Origin of the sequence: Symbiopectobacterium sp. (assembly GCF_047692315.1) — a bacterium.
Lineage (GTDB): Bacteria > Pseudomonadota > Gammaproteobacteria > Enterobacterales > Enterobacteriaceae > Symbiopectobacterium.
Genome location: NZ_JBLLJS010000007.1, coordinates 24002 through 49365, shown reverse-complemented (window position 1 = coordinate 49365; position 25364 = coordinate 24002). Strand labels below are relative to the sequence as shown.

Below are 25364 nucleotides of genomic sequence, written 5' to 3'. Positions count from 1 at the left end.
TTTTTAGGAAAAGACTTTCAAAAACAATTGGGTGCCAGATGATGTAATAAGGGGCAAAGGATTAATTTCATTCCCCTGATAACGTTTTACGCAGAAGTTGCGACATAAAATCCTTTCTGTTCTTCGATTAAACGCCTGAAAAAAGTACGACAGGGCGCCACGATTCAGCGTAAAATGTGATCTGCTTTGCAGAATTTTGGCTGGTACGGCATTTGGCTCTTTTCCGCTCGGATTCTGTTCGCGTGCAGCATGTGATGCCCTTTTCTGATGACGTGATGCGCTGCCGATTTTCTTTCTACGTTGTTGATATCTGGTAGTGTGTAGCCCATGACCCTTTCATCCCGTTCGATAGCATGGTTTCGTGTTATCAGCCTCGCTATGGCGGCATTTATCTTTAACACCGCTGAATTTACGCCCGTCGCCTTGTTGTCCGACATCGCCGTCAGCTTTTCGATGAGTGCCGCACAGGTGGGATTGATTATCACGATTTATGCCTGGGTGGTGGGCACCATGTCATTGCCCTTTATGTTGGTGTGCAGTGATATGGAACGGCGGGGACTGCTGATTAAGGTCTTCATTCTGTTTGCCGTCTGCAACATCATTTCCGGTTTGGCCTGGAATTTCTGGGTGCTGGTGGCGGCGCGTATCGGCGTGGCGCTGGCCCATGCCATCTTCTGGTCGATCACCGCCTCATTGGCCGTGCGTCTGGCGCCGCCGGGCAAGAAAGCGCAGGCATTGAGCCTGCTGGCCCGGCACCGCGCTGGCAATGGTGCTGAGTTGGCGCGGTATCACATACGCCGATGCCCTGTTTGCGTTGGGAATCGGGGTTTATATTCTCTACAGCGTCCTGCGTATTGGCTATGACGCGGTGCAATCGCTGCTGGATCGCGCTCTGCCAGAACAGGAGCAGCAGGCCATTGTTGAGCTGATTCGTGGCTGGCCGGGTATTCATGGCGCACATCAACTGCTATTCAACTGCATCTGGAAATGGATGACACGCTACCACTGGTTCGGGCACATGAGGTTCGGACTCTCTGGAACAGGCGCTGCGTGAGCGCTTTCCCAGTGCCGATATTCTGATTCATCAAGATCCTTCCTCTGCCGTGCCCGAAGAACAGCGCGGGCGTATTGAGGTGTGATCCAGCCTGTATTTGTTTGAGAAATGTGATAGAAAATGGGTTGTGCGGCATTATTTTGCCTGACCTGAATCAATTCAGCTCAGGACATTTGTTATAATATGCTTAAAAAGGTGAGCGATGGTTCGCCACGGCGACCCGTCAGATAGAAACATCCTGCAAAACTACATCTACAAGTCCAGAGGTTGTCATGATCAAGAAAATCGGAGTATTGACGAGCGGTGGCGATGCGCCAGGCATGAATGCGGCGATTCGCGGCGTAGTACGCGCGGCGCTGACGGAAGGTTTGGAAGTCTACGGTATCTATGATGGCTATCAGGGCTTGTACCAGGATCGCATGGAGCAGTTGGACCGCTACAGCGTGTCTGATGTTATCAATCGCGGCGGCACCTTTTTAGGCTCGGCGCGTTTCCCCGAGTTTCGCGACGATCACGTGCGCGAAGTTGCGGTACAGAACATGAAAAAACGTGGCCTGGATGCACTGGTGGTGATCGGGGGGGACGGTTCTTATATGGGGGCTAAACGCCTGACTGAAATGGGTTTCCCGTGTATCGGTCTGCCGGGCACCATCGATAACGACGTGGCGGGCACCGACTACACCATCGGGTATTTTACCGCTCTGGAAACCGTGCTGGAGGCTATTGACCGTCTGCGCGATACCTCTTCTTCTCACCAACGTATCTCCATCGTGGAAGTGATGGGGCGTCACTGTGGTGACCTGACGCTGGCTGCCGCGATTGCCGGGGGCTGTGAGTTTATTGTATTGCCGGAAGAAGAGTTCAAATCGGAAGATCTGGTGTGTGAAATCAAAGCGGGCATCGCCAAAGGGAAAAAACACGCCATCGTTGCCATTACTGAACACATCTGTGATATCGATGAGCTGGCGCGCTATATTGAAAGAGAGACCGGGCGTGAAACGCGTTCCACGGTGCTGGGCCACATTCAGCGTGGGGGTTCCCCGGTGGCTTACGACCGTATTCTGGCATCGCGTATGGGGGCGTACTCCATTGAGCTGTTGTTGCAAGGTTACGGCGGGCGCTGCGTAGGTATCCAGAACGAAAAAATGGTGCACCACGATATCATTGATGCCATCGAGAATATGAAGCGGCCCTTCAAGCGTGATTGGCTGGAAACGGCGAGAAAGCTGTTCTAAATTTGGCATCAGGTGCGATTTATCCATGAAAGCCATCCCGCCGCATAACGGCTGGGTGGTTTTTTTCTTCATACGGCAGGCTGTCGGGAGCGTGTCAGGTTGCTGTCAGGTCGCTGTCGTGTTCGCGGCAGCCGAGCAAGAGTAGGTTGAGGGCGTGTTTAACTTCCATGAGAAAAACAACCATGAATACCCATCCGATCAAAGCATTACGTCTTGCCCGTGCCTGGTCCCAGGAGCAACTGGCGGAACTCTCTTCTTTAAATGTCAGAACCATTCAGCGTATTGAGAATGGCGAGCGCGCCAGTCTGGATACGCTCGGTGCCATTGCAGCTGCGTTTGGGGTTAATGTCACTGAGCTGATGGCGGAAGAGAGTGAGCAAACTGTCAGTGGCGAATCCCTAGAGCTGCGCGTTCAGGCGGCAAAACGTCAGGTTCGGCAAGAGAGCCGTTTCTGGCGCTCACTTATCGTTTACCTTGTGGTCAATCTGGTGCTGTTTGTGGTGAACCGAATGACATCGCCAGGCTCCCACTGGTTCCTGTGGCCGCTGCTGATCTGGGGCAGTTTTCTGGCGCTGGATGCGGTGAAGGTGTTCTGGCTGCGCGATCGTTGGCAGCGCTGGGAGCAGGCGCGTGTACAGCGGGTGCTGCGTAAGCCATAATAGCGTCGTACACTTTAACGGGTAGGGCTGGCGTTCAGCTAGCGTAATAGAGAGATAATAGAGGTCTTCGCGTGACAAAAGTGACCGTTGCCGCAACGCAGATGGCGTGTTCCTGGGATCTGCCCAAGAATATTGAGAATGCCGAAAAACTGGTGCGACAGGCGCACGCCAAGGGTGCTCAGATAATCCTGATTCAGGAACTGTTCGCCGCGCCTTACTTCTGTATCGATCAGAGCCCTGAGCACTACGCCTTAGCCAAACGCTGGAAACCAGCCCGCTCATCAAACACTTCTCCGCACTGGCTGCGGAGCTTGAGGTGGTATTGCCGCTGAGCTTCTTTGAGCGCGCCAATAATGCCTACTACAACTCGCTGGTGATGATTGATGCTGATGGTAGTGTGCTGGATGTGTATCGCAAGACTCACATCCCCAATGGCCCGGCCTATCAGGAAAAACAATTCTTCATCCCTGGCGATACCGGTTTCAAAGTGTGGCAGACCCGCTATGCCAAAGTGGGCGTGAGCATCTGTATGGGACCAGTGGTTCCCGGAAACCGCGCGCAGCCTGGCTTTGCAGGGTGCAGAGCTGATTTTCTACCCCACGGCAATCGGTTCTGAACCGGCTTACCCGGATATCGATAGCCAGCCGCACTGGACACGAGTGCAGCAGGGCCATGCAGCGGCCAGCCTGGTGCCGGTGATTGCCTCTAACCGTATCGGTACTGAAGCGAGCAAATATATCGATGGGCTGGAAATGACCTTCTACGGTTCCTCTTTCATTGCCGATCAAACCGGTGCGCTGTTGGCACAGGCGAACAAAACGGATGAAGCCGTGCTGGTACACACCTTCGATCTGGAAGCGATCGCCGCTCAACGCGCCAGCTGGGGGCTGTTCCGCGACCGTCGTCCGGAGATGTACACGGCGCTGGGCACCTCTGACGGCAAGACCCGGAGATAATCGATGTCACATTCGACTCTCACTTCAACACCGCGTTAGGATGGCTTTTTTATGCCCGCCGAGTGGGCACCTCATGATGCAGTGTGGATGATTTGGCCCTATCGGTTGGATAACTGGCGCAATAACGCATTGCCCGCGCAACAGACGTTTGCCGCGGTAGCGCAAGCGATTGGTCAAAAGACCACGGTGATAATGGGGGTGCCAACACAGCAGATGGCGCAGGCGTGTCGCCTGATGCCTGCGGACGTGACGCTGGTTGCTATGGAAAGCGATGACGCCTGGATGCGCGATACTGGCCCAACCGTTGTGCTAAACGGTAACGGTGAGCGTCGGGGTATCGACTGGCAGTTCAACGCGTGGGGCGGTGAGCTGGGCGGGTTGTACGACGACTGGCGGCAAGATGAACAGGTGGCGCAGCGTGTGCTTGGCGCACTACGGCGATGCACGCTGTGCGGCACCGCTGATTCTGGAAGGCGGCTCCATTCACGTTGATGGCGAAGGCACGCTGCTGACCACGGCCGAGTGTTTGCTGAACTCGAACCGTAATCCCAACCTGAGCAAGGCTGAGATTGAGCAGTTGATGCGTGACTACCTCAATATTTCCACCATTATTTGGTTGGAAGAGGGGGTGTATAACGACGAAACCGACGGTCACATTGATAACATGTGTTGCTTTGTGCGTCCGGGCGAAGTTGCGCTGCACTGGACGGATGATGAGAACGATCCGCAGTATTTGCGCTCGATGGCGGCCTTTCGGGTGCTCTCTAAGGCTAAAGATGCGCAAGGGCGCGCACTGAAGATCTGGAAGCTGCCTGCGCCGGGTCCGCTCTATGCCACGGAAGAGGAAGCGGCAGGCGTCGCGGCGGGTGATGCGATTGAACGTTTAGCGGGTTCGCGTCTGGCGGGCTCCTACGTGAATTTTCTGATCAGCAATCAGCAGATTATCTTCCCGTTATTGGATGCGCGTACCGATGATACGGCACGTGAACTGCTGCAACAGATGTTCCCGGATTACGCGATAGTGGGCGTGCCGGCGCGTGAAATTCTGTTAGGTGGTGGGAACATTCACTGCATTACTCAGCAGATCCCTTCGGTTCGTTAAGTCGGTTTATGTATCATCAAAAAGGCTCCGGTTATCACTGGAGCCTTTTTCTTATCTGACAGTTACCTATTTATTCGGCTCAGTATCCAAATTATCCGCTGGCAGTTCGCCGGGCAGTCGGCCTGCCGGGATGATCGCCATCATGGAAAGGAACGCCATGATCAGCAGACCAAATTTCAGTGCTTTCAGGCGGGATTCCTCGTTAACGCGCACTGCTTCAGCCACTTGTTCCGGCGTTGCCGTGGTTTGCGACAGCACAGTAAGCAATCGGTCATTGCTGATAAAGTTAATATTATCCAGATTCACCTGCGCCTGAATGTCTGGTGTGAGCACCGGCGTTTGCACAATGTTGCGCATAACGCTGGAGCTGAGCAGCCCAACTAACAACGCACCCGCCACCGGCAGTACCGATGGCATTGGCCAGATTGTTGGTGGTGCCGCGTAGTGAACCGACGTCGCCTGCCAGCTCTTTCGGTGAAGCACTCACCAGCACGTTAAACAGCAGAGTGACCAGCGATCCCTGACCAATGCCGAATGCCACCAGGCCAAACAGCACCGCGAACTCGCTCCAGTTATTACGCACCACAAAGGCGAGCCACAGCAGCGAAAGGGTGCAGATGATAAAGCCATAGCGGCCAATCTTTTGCGGTGTCAGCTTGTGGTAAAAGCGCACGATAAGCTTTGTGGAGAAGAATACGGACAGGTTGAACGGCATCATGGCGTCATAGCGGTTGCCAGCGGCGTGCTGCCCTGCACAATCTGAATGTAGAGTGGCACGGAAAAGTTCAGCATGGCTTCCAGCGTGACCACGGCAGACATGGCGACGACGGCTGCCCGCTCCGTGGGAGACGTAATCACTTCCAGTGCCGGCAACGGGGTTTTGCCTTTTTCTTTTACGCGTCGTGTCCAGACGACGAATGCCTGACCAAGTACAATCCCCACGACAATCATAAAGGGGGCGGGAGAGAAGCCAAGCAGATCGAAGGGCGCAGCGTCTCGCGCCAGACCCATTCCCCAGCGGTTGAGGTTGTTAAAGCCGAACGACAGCAGAATGATTGAGGTTGCGGCCAATACCACCCCGACAATATCAATGCTGACTTCTGGACGGCCCTTATCCGCTTTCATGCGGAAACTGAGAAGGAAAATGATGGCGGACAAGACAATCAACAGACCAAACGCCGGACGCCAGCCGATATAGGTGCCAAGCACGCCGCCAATTAAAAATGCCGCCACACCCGCACCGGCGCGTGCAGAACCCAGCGTACCTAGCGCAGTGGCTTGTTGTGAACCGCGATAATTCTCCGCAATCAGTGCCACCAGTGAGGGCGGGGCACTAACGCCGCCGCCGTCAGGCCGCTGAACGCCTGTGCGCTGATCATGATGGTGGCGTTAGGACTTGAACGTCATCATCACCTGAGCGACACCAAACAGCAGCACGGTAGAGCGAAATATGATCAGTGGGCCAAATCGCTGGTTGAGTTTTGCGCCCAACATAACGAAACCGGCGACAGACAGTGAATAGACGACAATACCGGTTGCTATGGTGGTGGGCGGTACGTTGAAACTGTTCACCATGCCGCCAAGCGCGACGGGGAGCGAGGCGACGTTGAATGACATCAGAATCTGGGCGAGTGCGATGGTGATCATCGGTACCCATGACGCCTTCTCGTCTGTCGCTGTGTGTGGTGTTGATTGATTCACCATAATGGTTATCCCATTATTATCCTTGGGTTTTTATGCAGATTTTTGCGTTGATTGTGGCAACGATGATTAGCTTTTTTCGGTGTAAGGTTCGGAGACAAACATGTCCATGCCCAAGCTGCGGGAGAGAAAGCGGGCTGCCAACAGGCCTTTGACGCTATTGCCTGCGCCATCAAGCAACGGGGCGAAGGTGCCTAAACCGCCTTTACCGGGCGAGACGGTGACGATACCGCCGCCGATACCGCTTTTGCCGGGAAGCCCGATATCGTAGAGCCAGTCGCCGGATGTCTCGTAAAACCCGGCGGTGACCATCACGGCGAGGGCGTAATGGCAAACGTCATTGTTGACCACGCGGTCGCGGGTGACGGGGTTGACACCGCCATCGGCCAGCGTGGCCCCCATCACCGCCAGATCGCGGGCGCTGACGTTCAATGAGCATTGGCGTGTATACAAATCGACGGCAATGGCCGGATCGCAGCCGAGCCGACCGTAGCTGTAAAGCAGATTGGCGATACCGCGATTGCGGAAATTGCTCTCACAGGCAGATTGATACACCTCCTCATTGAGGGTGAGCTCTCTGCCCGCGAAGCCGCATAACCCTCTGTAAATAAAATTCCATTTCTCATCGCTGGTGTTACCGGGGATCAGGCTGGTGGTGGCTATCGCCCCGAGTTCACCATCGGGTTGGTGCGGCCGTCTGAGGTAAATTCAACGGCAGTCACAGAGTTGAATGGCATACCGGTACTGTTTACACCCAGCTTTTCCCGTGCCACGCGTGCACCCAGCGCCTGACAAACCAGCGCAAAGACGAAGGGTTTCGATACGCTCATGATGGTGAACTCGTAATCCACATCACCCACGGCGTGCACGGCACCGTTGGTACCGACCATGCAAATGCCATAAAGCGCGGGAGGCACGCGTTCAAGTGCAGGATAAACTTTAGAAACGACGCCTTCGTGGTTCTGTCCGAAACGCTGGTGGGCCTCTTTTATTAATCGTGTCCTGGTCCGGTAGGTGTCCGGTTGAAACATAGGGGCTAAAGGTATTGCCGGGTTCGTCAAAGAGCATGGTGATATCTCCGTAATAAACCGAAATTTTTCTTTCTTTTCAATTTGATAGATGCAGCATCGTTAGGGCGCTTCCTCCCTTCATAGAGCGTAGTACAGCGTGGCATGATGATTACGGTGTGATTTGAGACGCATACGCCTCGAAGTAAAAGACAGGATTTTTATAAAATAGCTAATATCAAATTATTTAAAATATTAAATATCGTAAATTTTATTTTTACTTTTCATAAATGAAATTTTTAATTTATCAGTGTGAAATATGCACTGCGAATTATCCATTCGATGATGCGGTGTGCGGCAGGAGTTTCGGAAAAGGATTACAGAAAGGGATGCGGATAAAAGCATAAAAAAAGCGCACTCCTATAATCGAGCGCGCTGTCTCTGTATTACTGCATTATGCGCGCTTGGCTTCCGCTGCGGCTTTTACGATCACGGCAAAGGCATCGGCTTTCAGCGAAGCGCCACCCACCAGTGCACCGTCGATATCCGGCTGCGTGAAGAGTTCTGCGGCGTTGGCGGCGTTTACCGAGCCACCGTATTGGATGATGACCTGATCGGCGACAGCCTTGTCCTGTTTGGCGATATGGTCACGGATAAACTTGTGCACCGCTTGTGCCTGAGCAGGGGTTGCTGATTTGCCGGTACCGATGGCCCATACGGGTTCGTAGGCGATCACCGTACCGTTGAAGGCTGTTGCACCCAACGAGTTCAGTACGGCGTCCAACTGGCGCGCGACAACGGCCTCGGTTTCGCCTGCTTCGTTTTCAGCTTCGGTTTCACCGATGCACAGCACGGGGATCAGCCCAGCTTCTTTCAATACGCCAAATTTTTTGGCAATGAATTCGTCACTTTCTTTGTGGTAAATACGGCGTTCAGAGTGGCCGATGATGATGTATTTGGCACCAATGTCTTTCAGCATGGTGGCAGAGGTTTCGCCCGTGTAGGCCCCGGAAAAGTTCACATCGACGTTCTGTGCGCCGAGAGCAATGCGGCCACCGGCCAATTGATGGTTTGCCTGATCCAGATACAGCTCGGGCGGCGCGATGGCCACGTTGCAGCCAGTAACTGTGCTGAGTTCTTTACGCAAGCCTGCGATCAGTTCAATGACCATGTGCGTGCTGCCGTTCAGCTTCCAGTTACCCATAACTAATGGATGACGCATCTTTTTTCCTCCGAATAGGGATAGCAAGTAATTTTATTTTTCAGACACTATAGAGACCAAATCCGGCAGAAGCTCGGATTTTCATCACTCAATGCCAGCGCGATCACGGTTCAGATAGCGTTAGCTTAATCGGTTCAACAGCGAATGTTATCCCTTTTTCCCCGTTATCTGCCACTACATATCGCAATGCACCTTCTGTTTGTTGGTAAAAGCCCTGACGTTTGCTGATATCGAGTAGCTCAGAGACCTTCTTGCTACTTTGCTCTTCGGACAACGACGGTAAGAAATGACGCAACAGCGCAGCCATGTACTGGGTGGCCTGTGCGCGGCGTGCCCCTGCTTCCGTATCGCCAGCCAGTGATTGGTAGGTGAGTTGCAGCGTTTTTATTTTGCCGGTACCGCGTTCCAGGGCGGTTGAGGCATAGAGTTACGCATTGATTCTACTGGCGGCTCGCGTCAACGGTGCGGCGGCCTCGCCTGTGTCCACCACACGAAATTCACCAATGGGGAGCGAAGGGTTACTGAGGTTATAGCGTGTGTGAAACTGTGTAATGGTTTGGTCGAACGTTGGCGCATCAGGCAGCAGATAAGGTGCTACGGCGGCGTCTTTTGTGGGTGCAAGCGGTTGTGCATGAACCGAAGGGGGCGACGTCAGTGAGAGCAGGAGTAGTGCTGGTGCAACGAGTCGTATAGTCATAGTTCCGCTATTGAAGAGTTCCATTTTCAAGTAAGAGCGTTGCCTGAGCGACCCCGGAGGGGCACTGGCAACGGGCGCTTGTCTGATTAAAGCGGGATTTGGGCGCGATTGTCAAAAGGCATGTGCTGGCATACCCGCATCAAACCGTTATGTTAGGGCGATATTTTCACCTTGAGAAAAATAAGTAGCCGTCAGGCGAATATACAATACTTTTCCTTTGTGAACGTCGTATTATTAATTTTTGTTTATTTGTGGTTGCAACGTAAAATAAATAGCATTGGCCAAAACGGTGGTTATTGCCACCGGCGGTTTCGGCAGCAATAAAGAGATGCTGACGGAATATACGCGCTTCCCTGATGTGCAAGTGGTGGGCATTCCAGGGAAAGTGGGTGACGGCATTAAAATGGCATGGGCGGCGGGCGCGGCAAAAGATGGTCGTGAATTTATCAATATGTCATACCGTCCTGGGCTATCAAAAGAGTCCACCACCAACCATTATGCGGCTTCCGCCAAACAGCCCCATTTATGGCTAAACACCAAAGGCGAACGATTCACCAACGAAGCCAATATTGAGCAGTGGCCCTTTGCTGGCAATGCCTTGGAAAATCAGGGTGGGACGATGTTTGTGCTGTATGACGAAGACACCAAAAACTACATGGTCGATCACGGCATTGATGTCGGTGTTAGCGTGATGGTTCCCGTTGCCACCCAGCTCACCAAACTGGAAGAACATTTCGCCAAAGGCGAAGCCGCCGGAAAAGCGTTCCGCGCGAATTCCATCAAAGAGCTGGCGCAAAAAACCGGAATGGATTATCAAACGCTGAAAGACAACATTGGGCGTTACAATCAGTTTTGCAATGTTCGTCATGATGAAGATTTCGTTAAAGATGCCCGCTATCTACGCCCTGTCGCTAAAGCACCTTTCTATGCGGTGAAAAGCGTGGCAACCTCGCTCGGCACCCTGGGTGGTGTGAAGGTGAACGAAAAATTGCAGGCGGTTGATGATAAAAACGTCCCTGTTTCCGGCCTGTACGTTATCGGCAACGATGCCGGAGGGATGTACGGCGACAGTTACGATCTGGTGATGGCGGGAAGCACCGTTGGCTTTGCCATCAACTCAGCGCGTATTGCGGCTGAAAATATTGCGCAAGATTTAGAGGCTAAAAAGCCGATGGTAATAAAAGCCAGCGATAAAAAGATCTAATTGCCTGTGATAGGCCGTTCTATGACAGATTCACTCAGGCTGGTTCAGTCTGAGTGAATCAATGTGCAATAATTACGTTTAATCTTTTCATAACATTATTTTTAAAAATAACATTTGATTGCCCTGTCATTGCTTATTTCATGCAACATGACAACGGAGTTATTCACCTTCCTTTTTCCTACCGTTCCTGAGCGTGAAAAAACCTATCAAATAACATTGTCAAAATTAACAAAATGTGGTTTGGCGCGCTAGCATTTCCAAGCAGGAAACGGCAGACTGATGAACATAACTTTACGCTATAGGGATTAATTTTTTTAGCAATGGATTATCCTCTGACGTGGTTATATCAATCACCAAGACAGGGAAATAATAATGAGACACATTTTCCATCAAATGCCCTGGATATACCCGAAAGACATTGTAGAACTTCGTGAATTGTATCAAAGGCATGGCACTTTGGAGCATTATAAGAAAGGAACGATAATCAAGAGTCGTGGTGAATCGCAGCGGTTATTCTATTTGGTTAATGGACTCTGTATGTATTATGCCAATTATGAGGAGAATAATCCGATGTCATTCTCTCTGGTGCTGCCAGAACGCACGATGGGGGATATTACCTGTATTACAAAACAACATGTTAATGTCACGACTATTGTGATCCGCGATGCGGATATTCTCGTGGTTCCGCCCGATATTTTACTGGACGCCATGCGGCAGGATGCCGAATTAGCGATAAAAATATGCTGTCACGTTGTCGCCGAACAAGAGAGCAGTCTGGAGGCGGTAATCACCAACATGAGTTGTGAACCCGCGCAGCGTCTCAAGATCTTACTGAAGAGCATGCTATTGGAAAGTGGCGTTGAGATCACAGAAGGCTGGTATGCGGTGCCGCTGACGTTGACCCATGAGGAATATGGTCAAATCGTCAGCGTAACCCGCGTCACTATTTCCAGAATCCTCGTATACTGGCAAAGCGAGGGACTGATCTGTCGGGAAAATAAAACGATCATTGTGCATCATCGACTGTTTGATGATGTGTATGACTGGCTCAGTTATTTTCCTGAAAAATAACGTTTCATTACAGCGTAAATAACAATGCTTTGCCTAAATGGCAAAATAATTGTGATTACTCATACGCCAGCCACACCTTATTTCCTCACCAATAATGCTCGCTGGTAATATGCCCCAGACGGCGACGCAGGTGCTTGGCCATCTGCCGTTGTTCTTTCAGGCATTGCTGGGTATCGCGAACCATTTGCGGATTACCGCACAGCATCACATGGCTGGTTTCCGCATTGAGCGGCAAACCGACCGCATTCTCCAGCGCGCCGCTGCTGATGAGCGCCGGAACGCGGCCTGTCAGGGAGCCGGCCTGCGTTTCTTGGCTAATCACGGTTTGTATACGCAGTTTGTCGCTGTAACGCTGCTGTAATTGCTGCATCTTGGGCAGGTAGCTAAGGTCATTGGCAAAACGGGCAGCATGTACCAACACAATGTGTTGGAAGCGTTCCAAATCCCTCCCTTCCTCTAATATCGACAGATAAGGGCCGATGGCGGTGCCGGTCGCCAACATCCACAGCGTGTCGCAGTCGGGCACTTCTTCCAGCACAAAGAAACCGGCCGCATCTTTGGTGATTTCCAGTTGCATTCCGGGTTGCAGCGCGTGCAAATGAGGACTGAGTTTGCCTTCCGGCACCGTGACCAGGTAGAACTCAAGGTTGGGAGTACTGGGGGCGTTTACGTAGGAATAGGCGCGCTGAATGCGCTCGCCGCCAATTTCCAACCCTAGCTTGGCGTACTGGCCCGCAGTGAACGCGGCAATCGGTGCCTGAACCTGAATGCTGAAAAGGCTGTCCGTCCAATTTGTCACCTGAATAACGTTACCGGTTACCCACTCTGCCATAATGATGTGCTCCTGATGTTTTTCGGCCATTCAGGCCATCCCCCAACGAAAGGGTGTGTCAGGGGAGAGGGCCTCTACGATACGCGATTTTTTAACAACAGTGAAACAATCAATGCAATAGCCGTTGTGAATTCATGCTATTACAGCAAGAAGTCATGCAACGAGGGATCTTTGCGATCGAGATAATGCGTAGAACGAATACGCCGGATAGTGCGTGATTTGCCGCGAATCAGTAGCGTTTCTGTGGTGGCGATATTGCCCCGACGTGCGATCCCATCCAACAGATCGCCTTTGGTAATGCCGGTGGCCGAGAAGATCACGTTGTCATTACGCGCCATATCGCTCAGCGTCAGTACACGTCCGGCTTCAATACCCATTTCCGCACAACGCTCCAGCTCACGTTCACCCAAACGGCGGTTTTCCTCGCTGTGTCCCCTTTAACCTGATGGCGCGCCAGCAGGCGACCTTGCATATCGCCATCCAACGCGCGGATCACCGCGGCTGAAATCACACCTTCCGGTGCACCACCGATGCCATACAGCACATCGACTTCGCTGTCAGGCATTTCGCTGTCAGGCATACAGGTCAGAATCGAGGCGGCGACATCACCGTCGGGAATGGCAAAGACTTTTACGCCCAGTTGCTTCATCTCGGCAATCACCGCGTCGTGGCGTGGTTTTGCCAGCGTGATCACCGTCAGCTGCTGTAACGGCTTGCCAATTTTGATGGCGATGTTGCGCAGGTTATCCGCCAGCGGCAATGCCAGGTTGATCGCACCTTTGGCTTGCGGACCGACGATCAGCTTTTCTATGTACATGTCGGGCGCGTGCAGAAAGGTGTCTTTTTCGCCGACCGCCAATACGGCGAGCGCATTGGCTTGCCCCATCGCCGTCATTCGCGTGCCTTCAATGGGATCGACGGAGATATCCACCGCATCGCCCACGCCAGTGCCGACCTGCTCACCGATGTAAAGCATGGGGGCTTCGTCGATTTCGCCTTCACCGATCACGATCTGCCCGTTGATATCAACCTGATTGAACATGATGCGCATGGCCTGAACTGCCGCGCCGTCGGCGGCATTTTTATCGCCACGACCAAGCCATTTGTAGCCTGCCAGCGCGGCAGCTTCCGTCACGCGGGAAAACTCAATCGCCAATTCACGTTTCATGGATACCTGTCTGTTGTGCAATAGAAAAAGAGGGAATGGAGGGCGATTTTACCACACTCGTTATGGTGCGGGAGCAGGATGATATCAAGGGAGTGGAGAATGTGTGAGGGTGAAATCAGCGGGGCAGAGATAAATGACGCCGCCCTGATGAGCGGCATCTTCAGCGTTAGCGGTGTGAAGTGGCTAATTGCGGTTTCTTTTCGCTGCCCGGCGCTTTAACCGTAATGGTTAATACCACGGAGAGCAGCAGGGCAATCGCCATGAAGCTGTAGGACATGCTCGGGTTGCCGGTAATGCCGTTGAGGTAGCCCACCAGCCAGGCGCCGAGGAACGCGCCCAGTGCGCCGAAGCTGTTAATCAAACCAATCGATACCCCAGAGACGTTTTTAGGCAACAGTTCGGGAATCAGGGCGAAGAGCGGGCCATAGGGGGCATACATGCAGGCCGCTGCAACCACTAACAGTGCATAGGAAACCCAGAAGTATTGTGCGCCGATGGCGTAAGAAGTGAAGAACGCCAGCGACGCGATCAACAGCAGCGGCCAGATATAGAGCTTACGGTTCTGCATTTTGTCCGACATCCAGGAGACCGTCAGCATCAGCACAATGGCGGCGAAGTAGGGCAGTGCCGAGAGCCAGCCGACAGAAACGATATCCAGAGAGGCCGCAGATTTCAGGATCGAAGGCATCCACATCATAAAGCCGTAAACACCGATACTCCACAGTGCATGAACGGCACACAGAATAATTACATTGCGTGAACGCAGGGCTTCACCGTAGTTGCGTACCGGCTTGATGTTCTTCTGTTCCGCATCCATCACGGCCTGGAAATTAGCTTTCTCCTGTGCACTCATCCAGCTCACTTCGGAGGGCTTATCGCGCACCAGGAACCACCAGATAAATGCCCAGATAATGGCGGGAGCGCCTTCAATGATGAACATTTCACGCCAGCCGAACGCATTGATCAGGTAGCCGGAGACGATGGACATCCATAACACGGTCACTGGGTTACCCAATATCAGGAAGGTGTTGGCGCGAGAACGTTCCTCTTTAGTGAACCAGGTGCTGATGTAAATCAGCATGGAGGGCATCACCGCCGCTTCCACCACGCCAAGGATGAAGCGGATCACCATCAGCATTGGAATGTTGTTCACAAGCCCAGTCGCCGCGGCGCATAAGCCCCACAGGATCAGACTGACAAAAATCAGTTTGCGTACGCTGCGTTTAACCGCGTAAATGGAACCCGGCACTTGAAAGAAGAAATAGCCGAGAAAGAACAGCGCGCCAATCAGTGAAGACGTTCCCTTGCTGATGCCCAAATCCACCTCAATACCCGACGCGGCCGCAAAACCATAGTTGGCGCGATCGAGATAGGCGAGGCTGTAGGTAATAAAAATGATGGGCATTAAATACCACCAACGCTGAACAGCTAATTTTTTAGTCGTCATCATGGTTACCTGTTTATTTTGCATTGTTATCATCTGCATCATTATCGTGCAGCAGGATAATGTTGAAAAACATTCCTGAATGCCAAATCAATCGATAAGGCACTAATTTTATGTAAAAGAAAAAAGAATTTACGTGGTGCGTATTATTAATACGCATCATTGTGCGTTGAGATCTATTTAAAAATAGGTGCTCCGAATGAAAATCAATTAATCGATGGCAAGATAAATAGTGTTCGTACTTATTTTGCGTTTTACTGCCATCAGGCATTGTTGACGTTATAAATATGAGAACCTTTTTCAGCTTTTATTTTTGTGATTTACATCACTGTAAATCATGTTTTAAAAATATGTTACTGGTAACGTGGCCGGCCTGAAATTTGGCGGCGAGCAGCGCCACATTTCAGTCGTTATTGCGCGGGTGACGGGAGATTACAGCGTGCCGCCCAGAGACAGGAGGTAATGCAAATCAACGTATTCTATCGTTGGTAGTTTATTGATTTTTTTGATTAATATTTCTGTTGCCACTTTACCCATCTCAAAACGGGGAGTGACAACGCTGGCAATGGCCGGTGTGGTGGCTTGCCCAATATCTAAACCGTGGAAACCGGAAATCGCGATGTGGCCCGGTATGTTAAGCGACAGGCGCAGGCATTCTTGCAGCACTCCAACGGCGATATCGTCATTGGTACAGAAAATGGCATCCACTTGTGGATACATCTGGCGTATCAGTGCCAGCATATCAGCACCAATCGACACAGGAGAGACCTTGTTGGGCGAAATTTGCATCGGTTCCAGCCCCGCTTCCTGCATGGCGCGGCTATAGCCCTGATAGCGCTTACGGTCGCGCACATCGGACATAGAACCAAAGTAGAGCGCGTGGCGTTTGCCGCTGGCCAGAATTGCCACCGTCATATCATAGGCGGCCTGCGTATTGTTAAACCCGACCACAATGCGCCCCGGTAGCGGCTCCAAATCCATCACTTGAGCGACAGGAATATTGGCGGAGTCGAGGTATTTGTTGGCGCGCAGCGTGTGTTCGGAGTCGGTAAGAATCAAGCCGGCGATGTTACAAGACAGCAGGTTAACGATCTGCTCTTCTTCACGCGTTTTATCATAGTTGTAATTGACCACCAGCGTTTGGTAGCCGTTTAGCGCCGTAACAGATTCAATCCCGGCCAGCAGATCAGAGAAAATCTGGTTATTAAAAGAGGGAACCAGAATGCCGATACGCGGAGCGGGCGCTTGTGTCGCTTCTTTACGTTTATCGGGGGTGTAATTCACTTCCGCCATCACTTGAGCGATGCGCTGCGCGGTTTCAGGCGATACTTTATCCGGCGTGCGCAGATAACGACTGACGGTCATCTTGGTGACGCCTGATAATTGTGTGATGTCCTGTAACGTAACGCGCTGGTTTTTCATGCAAGAAAGCCCGAGTGTCGCCTGATTCAAAACGAGGATTATGCACTGCCGCTTTGGGAAAAGGAAAGCGTGTTACCGGAATACCTCTCGTAACATGGCGATGAGAGCGAAAATAATAAGCGTTTTTCGTGTGTTAGAAAGAGGGAAACGAACGGTAGCCCATATTCCAGCGGAAATACGCGCGAAGGATCACGTAAAAAGTAACCTCCTTTCGTAACATGATGTTGAGTGATCTTTATCACAGTTTTTCCTGCAATAAACCGGTTTGATAATAGGACGTCTGGCATTGGCGATGTTATTTGCGCTGCCGCTATTATCACGGCGACGGCGCTCCACACGATCACTTATTGAGTCCTCTTTTTTCAGCGGGCTTTGAGTTGCTTATCGTCCTCAACAGGACATGCAGTCTTATTATTTATCGGGAAAACATAATGAAAGATCTCTTTTCGTTAACGAATAAAAAAGTCCTTATTACAGGTTCAGCACAAGGTATTGGTTTTCTGTTGGCGAAAGGTTTGGCTGAGCAAGGTGCGGATATTATTATCAATGATATCACCGATGATCGTGCTCAACATGCTGCCAGTCAATTACGTGATGCCGGGTTTGTGGCTTATGCTTGCGCCTTTGATGTGACCAATGGCCAGGCCGTTAATAACGCCATTGCCGAAATCGAAGAAAATATCGGTGAAATCGACGTGCTCATTAATAATGCCGGTATTCAACGCCGCCATCCTTTTACTGAATTTCCTGAAAATGAATGGGATGCGGTGATCGACGTCAATCAGAAATCTGTGTTTCTGGTTTCTCAAGCGGTATCCCGCTTTATGGTGAAACGGCAACGCGGCAAAATCATTAATATCTGTTCAATGCAGAGTGAGCTTGGGCGGGATACCATTACGCCATATGCCGCCTCAAAAGGCGCAGTGAAAATGCTGACGCGTGGTATGTGCGTTGAACTGGCGCGCTATAACATTCAGGTAAATGGCATTGCCCCGGGTTATTTCAAAACTGATATGACCAAAGCGCTGGTTGAAGATGAAGCCTTTACCCAATGGTTATGTAAACGTACGCCTGCTGGGGCAACCCGGAAGAGCTGATCGGCGCGGCAGTCTACCTCTCTTCCTGGGCATCGGATTTCGTTAACGGCCACTTGCTGTTCGTTGACGGCGGTATGCTGGTTGCCGTTTAACAAGGAGCCGCTATGGCAGGAAAATGCGTGGTGATCATGGGCGTATCCAGCACGGGAAAATCGAGCGTGGGCGCGCAGTTGGCGCAACGATTAGGTGCCAAGTTTATTGATGGTGATGATCTGTATCCGCGTCACAATATTCTCAAGATGTCGCAGGGGCAGGCGCTGGATGACGACGATTGTGAGCCCTGGCTTGAGCGGTTGAACGATGTGATCTTCAGCCTGCAACAAAAGAATGAGACAGGCTTTCTGGTCTGTTCATCGCTGAAAAAACGCTACTGCGATCGGCTGAGGAAGGATAATCACGGCATCACCTTTCTCTGGCTGACAGGCGATTACGCGCTGGTTTTAGCACGTATGCGGCAGCGCAAAGGCCATTTCATGCCGGAAAGTTTGCTCAAAAGTCAGTTTATGGCGCTGGAAATGCCACAAGCGGATGAACCGAATGTGGTGGCGGTAGATATCGCATTACCCGTCGACGGTGTGGTACAGCGCTGCATGAATGCACTGGCACCAGAGTGCTTACCGGTTGCTGATTAAAAAAGAGCGCAGCTAACGCTGCGCCCTCGTTTATTTCCCCGCGGGAATTATTCGTGATCTTCCCACGCTTGAGCACGTGCCACGGCTTTCTTCCAGCCGCTGTAACGGTAGTTACGCTCCACGGTTTCAATGCTGGGACGGAACTCACGTTCAATCGTCGCCTTGCTCTTCACTTCATCCAAATCGTTCCAGAAGCCCGTAGCCAGACCCGCCAGGAACGCGGCACCCAGCGCGGTGGATTCACGCACTTCAGGGCGCTCTACGCGAGTGCCGAGGATATCGGACTGGAACTGCATCAGGAAGTTGTTGGCGACAGCACCGCCGTCAACGCGCAGTGATTGCAGACGCGTACCTGAATCAGCCTGCATGGCATCCAGCACGTCACGCGTTTGGTAAGCAATGGATTCCAGTGTAGCGCGGATGATGTGGTTGGAATTCACGCCGCGCGTCAGACCGAAGATAGCACCACGGGCATACGGGTCCCAATAGGGTGCGCCCAGCCCGGTAAAGGCAGGGACAACGTAGACGCCGTTGGAATCTTTCACCTTGGTGGAGAAATATTCGGAGTCCATGGATTCACCGATCAGTTTCAGTTCATCACGCAACCATTGGATAGACGCACCACCCACGAACACGGAACCTTCCAGCGCGTAATTCACTTCGCCACGCGGGCCGCAGGCGATGGTGGTCAGCAGGCCATGTTTGGATTGCACCGCTTCTTTGCCGGTGTTCATCAGCAGGAAGCAGCCGGTGCCGTAGGTGTTTTTCGCCATGCCCGGCTGAACGCAGAGCTGGCCGTAAAGTGCCGCTTGCTGATCGCCTGCGATACCGGCGATAGGAATACGTGTGCCACCCTTGCCGCCGATGTTGGTTTGACCATAGACCTCAGAGGAAGGACGCACTTGCGGCAGCATAATACGTGGAATATCCAACGCTTCCAGCATGCGATCGTCCCAGTCCAACGTCTTGATGTTGAACAGCATGGTGCGCGAGGCGTTGGTGTAATCGGTGACGTGTACGCGGCCCTGGGTCATTTTCCAGATCAGCCAGGTATCGATGGTACCAAACAGCAGTTCACCACGTTTGGCCCGCTCGCGCGCCCCTTCCACGTTATCCAGAATCCACTTCACCTTGGTGCCGGAGAAGTAGGGGTCAACCACCAGGCCGGTGTTGGTGCGGATATAATCTTCCAGACCTTGTTTTTTCAGGGTTTCACAAATGTCTGCGGTGCGACGGCACTGCCATACGATGGTGTTGTAAACCGGTTTGCCCGTCTCTTTTTCCCACACCACCGTGGTTTCACGCTGGTTGGTGATACCGATACCGGCCACTTCGTCAGAGTTGATATCTGCTTTGGCCAGCACTTCAACCAGCGTGGCGCTTTGTGTTGCCCAGATTTCCATGGGGTCGTGTTCTACCCAGCCCGCTTTCGGGTAAATCTGGGTGAATTCGCGCTGAGAGATGGCGATGATGTTGGCATCATGATCCAGTACGACGGCGCGGGAGCTGGTAGTACCCTGATCCAGCGCGACAATGTACTTTTTTTCCGGTGTCATAGGTTCTAATCCTGTTGTGTAGCGGGTAAAAAAAGCGTATGCCGTGGGCGTCGCTTAGCGTGCTTCAGAGCGCTGCGTTTCTTTGTCTCCTACTTCGCGGACATCGCAAGGCAAATTACGGCCGATCAAGGCGCGGTAGCCGAAGGCTCCCAGACATGCCCCAACGATAGGCCCGAAAATCGGCACGAGGAAATAAGGAATATCACGCGCGCCAGTGAAGGCCACTTGTCCCCAGCCTGCCAGATAGGCAAACAGCTTCGGACCAAAGTCACGTGCGGGGTTTAACGCAAACCCGGTCAACGGACCCATGGAGGCACCGATCACCGCGATCAGGATACCGATCAGCAGCGGTGCTAACGGACCGCGCGGAACGCCGTTGCCATCGTCGGTGAGCGCCAGAATCAAACACATCAGCACTGCGGTGATAACGGTTTCAACCACAAATGCCTGGAATACTGAAATCTGCGGGTGCGGATACGTCGAGAAGGTGCCCGCCAGATTTAAACTTTCCACACTACCGCGAACGATGTTGTGAGTCTGTTCAAAATCTGAGAACAAATTGTGATAAAGGCCATAAACCAAGGCCGCAGCGCAGAAGGCTCCCACCACCTGAGCGATGATGTACGGAACCACCTTGCATGCGTCAAAGCAGGCAAACAACCACAGGGCGATAGTGACCGCCGGGTTGAGGTGTGCCCCGGAAATGGCAGCAGTCAGGTAGACCCCCATCGCGACGCCTAAGCCCCAGACGGCGCTGATTTCCCACTGACCAAAGCTGGCACCGGCAAGTTTCAACGCTGCCACGCAACCCACTCCAAAGAAGATTAGCAGACCGGTGCCGAGAAACTCGGCGATACATTGGCCTTTTAAGGTTGGCACTCTTGATTGACTCATAATGGTTTCCTGTTTACGGGGCTACAGAGTAATGTTCAGGCCGCTGACATAGAGCGACCCTGTATAAATGTGTGGACGATGTGAATTTATCGTTAATGTTCGAAAACGAGAAATATCGAAATCAAAATGTGTGTTGTTCGTCATAAAAATGAGCGTATTCGCCTATCAAAGCATAACTGTACGGTTACTTACGCCCGTTTCATGTTAATGACGGCGTTAACGTTGTTAACATGAACGCAGGTGGGGCAGAAGAGTAGCGCGCGAATTATTATGCAGGCAAGCAAGGAATTTCAGTTTGCGCTGATTGCAGCGGTTAAAAAATCGATCAAGGCTCCCACCAGAGTGGATGCCCGCTAGGCAGCGTCCTGACAGCCCCATACAATTTACTGATACACTGAACGAAAGAGACGTGCTGGTGGAGTGCCATCCTTAACGCAAGCGTGCGTGACAGCGGGATTGGCATGGGAATGGGAGAGGGTATGCCTCATTGGTGCCTTGCGATTAAAAGGGGTTTAAGAATGTCATTTGAAGTGTTTGAGAAACTGGAAGCCAAAGTTCAGCAGGCGATTGATACCATTACATTATTGCAGATGGAAATCGAAGAGCTGAAAGAAAAGAACGGTCAGCTTAGCCAGGAAGTACAACAGGCCGCTGCATCCCGTGAAACGCTGGTGCGTGAAAACGAACACTTGAAAGAAGAGCAGCAGGTCTGGCAGGAGCGCCTGAGTGCACTGCTGGGCAAGATGGAAGAAGTCTAAGCGAGAAACTCAGCAGTGACAAAGGGCGCAATGCGCCCTTTGTCATAAATACGGTGCGACAGACTTATTCGATATCCAGAGGGTCTTCCAACAGAATAATGCCGGTATTGTCGGCATACAGATGATCGCCGGAGAAGAAGGTGACACCGCCGAAATTGACGCGAATATCGCTTTCCCCCACGCCTTAGCTGGCGGCACCCACCGGAATGGCGGCCATTGCCTGAATGCCAATATCCAACTCTTCCAGATCGTCCACCTGACGTGACGTACGGCACCATAAACCACAATGCCTTCCCAGGTGCTTTGCGTCGCCAATCGGCCAGCTCCGCATCGATTAATGCACGACGCACAGAACCACCGCCATCCACCAGAAGTACACGGCCTGCGCCGTTCTCCTCCAGCAAATCGTAGAGGATGCCGTTATCCTCAAAGCATTTCACCGTGGTGATTTTGCCACCAAAGGAAGTACGTCCACCAAAGTTGGAAAACAGAGGTTCAACAACGTTCACCTCTTCGTGATAGATATCGCACAGCTCGGAAGTATCGTATTTCATCGGATTTACGTCAGTTTGCCGCCGGGATCCTAAGTATATCCCTTAAAGGCGAGTGTTGGCAAAATCATCAAATGTTAACTTGATGCGTATCAGTAAATGCTCGCTGCTTAGCTGAGCATCACACCCACAGCAAACAGCAAATTGGTTAGCAACGCACCCTTGACGGTTTTTGCCAGCATCGGACGCATACTGAACGGACTGATCTCTCGGCGCACATAGGCGGCCTGCTTGAGCAGCAGTGGCAGTGTCAGGATAAACAGCCAGCCTGCCAGCGTATGCAGATAGAACATGGCGAACAGGGCCGGACACAGCGGCGCGGTTAACAGCAGCAGGGAATGATAGCAACGGGCACGCTGCGCCCCGAGGCGAACGGCCAGGGTATTTTTTCCGCTGAGGCGATCGTTGTCGATATCGCGCAGGTTGTTAATGTTCAGCGCGGCGGTGGCAGGCAGCATAACGATGCTGTCAAAATGGCCGGTTTGCAGGTAATAGGAACCCGCGACGCTGAGCCAGCCAAAGAATATCATGACGGAGACGTCACCCAACCCCATATAGCCATAGGGTTTATTACCCACGGTATAGGTAATGGCGGCCACAATGGCCAGCACCCCGAGGATCAGGAAACCGAAGATATCAGACGGCTTCTCGCACGCCATGACCACCAACGTTAACCCGGACACGATGGTCAGTGCTATCGTGACAATCAGCGCGGTGCGCAGTTGCGACAACGAGATCGCACCGTTTGGGATGCCGCGCAACGGGCCGATACGGGTTTCGGTATCGCTGCCTTTTACCGCATCACCATAGTCGTTTGCCAGGTTGGAGAGAATTTGCAGCAGCCCGGCGGTCAGCAGTGCCGTTAGGGTGATACCGGGCTTGAAATTGTTGTGCCAACTGGCAATGGTAGAGCCGGTGACAATGGACGCAAACTCCAACGGAAGCGTTTTTGGGCGCAAGCTGTCCAGCCAGGCTTTCGTTTTGCTGCTTTGGGTTAATAACGTCATGATACGTTTCGTTTTTTCAATGCAATGTCTGTCGCATGCATGTGTTAATGAAAAGTCCAGTCCATGAGCGCTGGCCAGAAACGCAAATGGGAGGCATCAGCCTCCCATCATTTGCCAAACAGAGCGTTTGCGCAACAGGACAATCCGAGTTGGAGGGATTATAAGATAAAACGGCTCAGATCTTCATCTGCTACAAGCTCATCAAGGTGACTGCGAACGTATTCTGCGTCAACGGTAACAGTTTGGCCGCCCATTTCGCTGGCATCGTAGGAGATCTCTTCGATCAAACGCTCCAAAACGGTGTGCAAACGACGTGCGCCAATATTCTCGGTACGCTCGTTGACCTGCCAGGCCGCCTCGGCAATGCGACGAATCCCGCCCGTCGTGAAGACGATATCAACGCCTTCTGTCGCCAGCAGCGCTTTATACTGTTCGGTCAGTGAGGCGCTGGGTTCTGTCAGGATGCGTTCGAAGTCTTCCGTGGTCAGCGCTTGCAGCTCAACGCGAATAGGCAAACGCCCTTGCAGCTCGGGGATCAGATCCGACGGGCTGGAGACCTGGAACGCACCGGAGGCGATAAACAGAATGTGATCGGTTTTCACCATGCCATGCTTGGTGGATACCGTACAGCCTTCCACCAGCGGCAACAGATCGCGCTGTACCCCTTCCCGAGAGACGTCCGGTCCGGACGTTTCCCCGCGTTTACAGATTTTATCGATCTCATCGATAAACACGATACCGTGCTGCTCAACGGACTCGATGGCCCGCTGTTTCAACTCTTCCGGGTTCACCAGCTTGGCGGCTTCTTCTTCTATCAGCAGCTTGAAGGCATCTTTGATTTTCATCTTGTGCGCTTTCTGCTTCTGTCCGGCCAGATTCTGGAACATGGACTGCAACTGATTGGTCATCTCTTCCATGCCGGGAGGGGCCATAATTTCAACGCCAACCGGGGTGGCCGCCAGGTTGATTTCAATCTCTTTGTCATCCAACTGGCCTTCGCGCAGTTTCTTACGGAATGCTTGACGTGCAGCTGAAGGCTCTTGCGGTTGGCCCCAGTTATTTTTTGCCGGGGGAATCAATGCGTCCAGGATACGTTCTTCCGCCATCTCTTCGGCACGGAAACGATTTTTTTCCAGCGACTGCTGGCGCATCATCTTGATGGCGGCATCCGTCAGATCGCGGATGATAGAATCCACTTCCTTGCCGACATAGCCGACTTCGGTAAATTTAGTGGCTTCCACTTTGATAAACGGGGCGTTGGCCAGTTTGGCCAGACGACGGGCGATTTCGGTTTTACCGACGCCGGTTGGTCCGATCATCAGGATATTCTTGGGTGTCACTTCATGGCGTAACGCATCGGAAAGCTGCATACGGCGCCAGCGGTTACGTAATGCGATTGCCACCGCACGTTTGGCCTTATGTTGACCGATGATGTAGCTGTCGAGCTCGCTGACGATTTCGCGCGGGGTCATTTCAGACATAATGTCATTCCTTACGCCTTGGAGGCTAATTCTTCAATCGTGTGGAACTGATTGGTGTAGATGCAGATATCGCCTGCGATACCCAGAGATTTTTCAACGATCTCGCGCGCGCCGAGCTCCGTGTTCTCCAGCAGCGCTCTGGCTGCGGCTTGTGCATACGGGCCGCCAGAACCGATAGCAATCAAATCGTTTTTCGGTTGAATCACATCGCCGTTACCGGTGATGATGAGTGACGCGTTTTCGTCTGCGACGGCCAGCAGCGCTTCCAGTCGGCGCAGCATGCGGTCGGTGCGCCAGTCTTTCGCTAATTCCACCGCGGCCTTGACCAGATGGCCTTGGTGCAGTTCCAGCTTGCGCTCAAACAGCTCGAACAGCGTAAAGGCGTCGGCGGTGCCGCCAGCAAAGCCCGCGATAACGTTGTCGTTGTACAGGCGGCGTACTTTACGCACGTTGTCCTTCATGACTGTGTTTCCCAATGTGGCTTGGCCGTCGCCGCCAATCACCACGTGGCCGTTGCGACGTACACTTACTATAGTTGTCACGTGTCGATCCCCGCTAGATAAGGAAAAAGAACCCCACAGTGCTGTGGGGCATATTGATGTTGTAAATGGGGG

General features: G+C 52.4%; 15 protein-coding genes and 9 pseudogenes. 10 read left to right on the top strand and 14 right to left on the bottom strand.

Annotated features, from left to right (window positions below; genetic code table 11):
• Positions 1 to 327: 327 nt before the first annotated feature.
• The 5 genes and pseudogenes from ACMZI0_RS02590 to aguA form a co-directional block, all read left to right on the top strand.
• A pseudogene (locus tag ACMZI0_RS02590) lies at positions 328 to 1139 on the top strand (cation transporter dimerization domain-containing protein); the annotation flags it as partial.
• Positions 1140 to 1326: 187 nt separating this feature from the next.
• Positions 1327 to 2289, top strand: a complete 963-nt coding sequence (pfkA, locus tag ACMZI0_RS02585; RefSeq protein WP_415671841.1) for a 6-phosphofructokinase — start codon at positions 1327 to 1329, stop codon at positions 2287 to 2289.
• Between the two features lie 182 nt (positions 2290 to 2471).
• Positions 2472 to 2948 carry a 2TM domain-containing protein gene (locus ACMZI0_RS02580; protein ID WP_415671882.1) on the top strand — a complete coding sequence of 159 codons (477 nt, stop codon included), beginning with the start codon at positions 2472 to 2474 and terminating at the stop codon, positions 2946 to 2948.
• Between the two features lie 71 nt (positions 2949 to 3019).
• Positions 3020 to 3904 (top strand): annotated as a pseudogene (gene aguB, locus ACMZI0_RS02575) (N-carbamoylputrescine amidase).
• Positions 3905 to 3955: 51 nt separating this feature from the next.
• Positions 3956 to 5006 (top strand): annotated as a pseudogene (gene aguA, locus ACMZI0_RS02570) (agmatine deiminase).
• 66 nt (positions 5007 to 5072) lie between these two features.
• Here aguA and ACMZI0_RS02565 read toward each other — a convergent pair.
• The 4 genes and pseudogenes from ACMZI0_RS02565 to ACMZI0_RS02550 all read right to left on the bottom strand — a co-directional run bounded on the left by ACMZI0_RS02565 (position 5073) and on the right by ACMZI0_RS02550 (position 9633).
• Positions 5073 to 6710: pseudogene (locus ACMZI0_RS02565) on the bottom strand (MFS transporter).
• Positions 6711 to 6776: 66 nt separating this feature from the next.
• Positions 6777 to 7738, bottom strand: a pseudogene (gene glsA, locus ACMZI0_RS02560) (glutaminase A).
• A gap of 430 nt (positions 7739 to 8168) precedes the next feature.
• Positions 8169 to 8936, bottom strand: coding sequence for a triose-phosphate isomerase (gene tpiA / locus ACMZI0_RS02555; protein WP_415671840.1), 768 nt, complete (start codon positions 8934 to 8936; stop codon positions 8169 to 8171).
• 103 nt (positions 8937 to 9039) lie between these two features.
• A pseudogene (locus ACMZI0_RS02550) lies at positions 9040 to 9633 on the bottom strand (DUF1454 family protein).
• Positions 9634 to 9922: 289 nt separating this feature from the next.
• Here ACMZI0_RS02550 and ACMZI0_RS02545 point away from each other — a divergent pair.
• Both ACMZI0_RS02545 and ACMZI0_RS02540 read left to right on the top strand, forming a co-directional pair.
• On the top strand, positions 9923 to 10837 hold the full coding sequence (locus tag ACMZI0_RS02545; RefSeq protein ID WP_415671839.1) for an FAD-binding protein: 915 nt from the start codon (positions 9923 to 9925) through the stop codon (positions 10835 to 10837).
• A gap of 372 nt (positions 10838 to 11209) precedes the next feature.
• On the top strand, positions 11210 to 11908 hold the full coding sequence (locus ACMZI0_RS02540) for a Crp/Fnr family transcriptional regulator (protein WP_415671838.1): 699 nt from the start codon (positions 11210 to 11212) through the stop codon (positions 11906 to 11908).
• 85 nt (positions 11909 to 11993) lie between these two features.
• Here the strand turns inward: ACMZI0_RS02540 and fpr are convergent, their stop codons facing one another.
• The 4 genes and pseudogenes from fpr to ACMZI0_RS02520 all read right to left on the bottom strand — a co-directional run bounded on the left by fpr (position 11994) and on the right by ACMZI0_RS02520 (position 16774).
• The gene (fpr, locus tag ACMZI0_RS02535; protein ID WP_415671881.1) at positions 11994 to 12740 is read right to left on the bottom strand and encodes a ferredoxin--NADP(+) reductase; all 747 of its coding nucleotides are present in this window, start codon (positions 12738 to 12740) and stop codon (positions 11994 to 11996) included.
• Between the two features lie 140 nt (positions 12741 to 12880).
• Positions 12881 to 13908: pseudogene (gene glpX, locus ACMZI0_RS02530) on the bottom strand (class II fructose-bisphosphatase).
• Positions 13909 to 14074: 166 nt separating this feature from the next.
• Positions 14075 to 15358 carry an MFS transporter gene (locus ACMZI0_RS02525; protein ID WP_415671837.1) on the bottom strand — a complete coding sequence of 428 codons (1284 nt, stop codon included), beginning with the start codon at positions 15356 to 15358 and terminating at the stop codon, positions 14075 to 14077.
• Positions 15359 to 15784: 426 nt separating this feature from the next.
• A complete protein-coding gene (locus tag ACMZI0_RS02520; protein ID WP_415671836.1) occupies positions 15785 to 16774 on the bottom strand; it encodes a substrate-binding domain-containing protein in 990 nt (329 codons plus the stop codon).
• Between the two features lie 431 nt (positions 16775 to 17205).
• Here ACMZI0_RS02520 and idnO point away from each other — a divergent pair.
• Together idnO and ACMZI0_RS02510 are read left to right on the top strand one after the other, a co-directional pair.
• Positions 17206 to 17963, top strand: a pseudogene (idnO, locus tag ACMZI0_RS02515) (gluconate 5-dehydrogenase).
• Positions 17964 to 17975: 12 nt separating this feature from the next.
• On the top strand, positions 17976 to 18503 hold the full coding sequence (locus tag ACMZI0_RS02510; protein ID WP_415671835.1) for a gluconokinase: 528 nt from the start codon (positions 17976 to 17978) through the stop codon (positions 18501 to 18503).
• A 47-nt stretch (positions 18504 to 18550) separates the two neighbouring features.
• Here ACMZI0_RS02510 and glpK read toward each other — a convergent pair whose 3' ends face one another.
• Together glpK and ACMZI0_RS02500 are read right to left on the bottom strand one after the other, a co-directional pair.
• The gene (gene glpK / locus ACMZI0_RS02505) at positions 18551 to 20059 is read right to left on the bottom strand and encodes a glycerol kinase GlpK (RefSeq protein ID WP_415671834.1); all 1509 of its coding nucleotides are present in this window, start codon (positions 20057 to 20059) and stop codon (positions 18551 to 18553) included.
• A 54-nt stretch (positions 20060 to 20113) separates the two neighbouring features.
• Entirely contained in the window at positions 20114 to 20953 is an 840-nt protein-coding gene (locus ACMZI0_RS02500; RefSeq protein WP_415671833.1) for an MIP/aquaporin family protein, read from the bottom strand.
• Positions 20954 to 21471: 518 nt separating this feature from the next.
• Between ACMZI0_RS02500 and zapB the strand changes: the two genes are divergently transcribed.
• Entirely contained in the window at positions 21472 to 21711 is a 240-nt protein-coding gene (gene zapB / locus ACMZI0_RS02495) for a septal ring assembly protein ZapB (protein ID WP_415671832.1), read from the top strand.
• A gap of 64 nt (positions 21712 to 21775) precedes the next feature.
• On the opposite strand, the pseudogene rraA reads toward zapB, so the two are convergent.
• The 4 genes and pseudogenes from rraA to hslV form a co-directional block, all read right to left on the bottom strand.
• Positions 21776 to 22265 (bottom strand): annotated as a pseudogene (gene rraA / locus ACMZI0_RS02490) (ribonuclease E activity regulator RraA).
• 107 nt (positions 22266 to 22372) lie between these two features.
• Positions 22373 to 23269 carry a 1,4-dihydroxy-2-naphthoate polyprenyltransferase gene (locus ACMZI0_RS02485; RefSeq protein WP_415671831.1) on the bottom strand — a complete coding sequence of 299 codons (897 nt, stop codon included), beginning with the start codon at positions 23267 to 23269 and terminating at the stop codon, positions 22373 to 22375.
• 158 nt (positions 23270 to 23427) lie between these two features.
• Positions 23428 to 24750: an HslU--HslV peptidase ATPase subunit gene (gene hslU / locus ACMZI0_RS02480; RefSeq protein WP_415671830.1), complete on the bottom strand. Its 1323-nt coding sequence runs from the start codon at positions 24748 to 24750 to the stop codon at positions 23428 to 23430.
• Between the two features lie 11 nt (positions 24751 to 24761).
• Entirely contained in the window at positions 24762 to 25292 is a 531-nt protein-coding gene (hslV, locus tag ACMZI0_RS02475) for an ATP-dependent protease subunit HslV (RefSeq protein ID WP_415671829.1), read from the bottom strand.
• Positions 25293 to 25364: the final 72 nt, after the last annotated feature.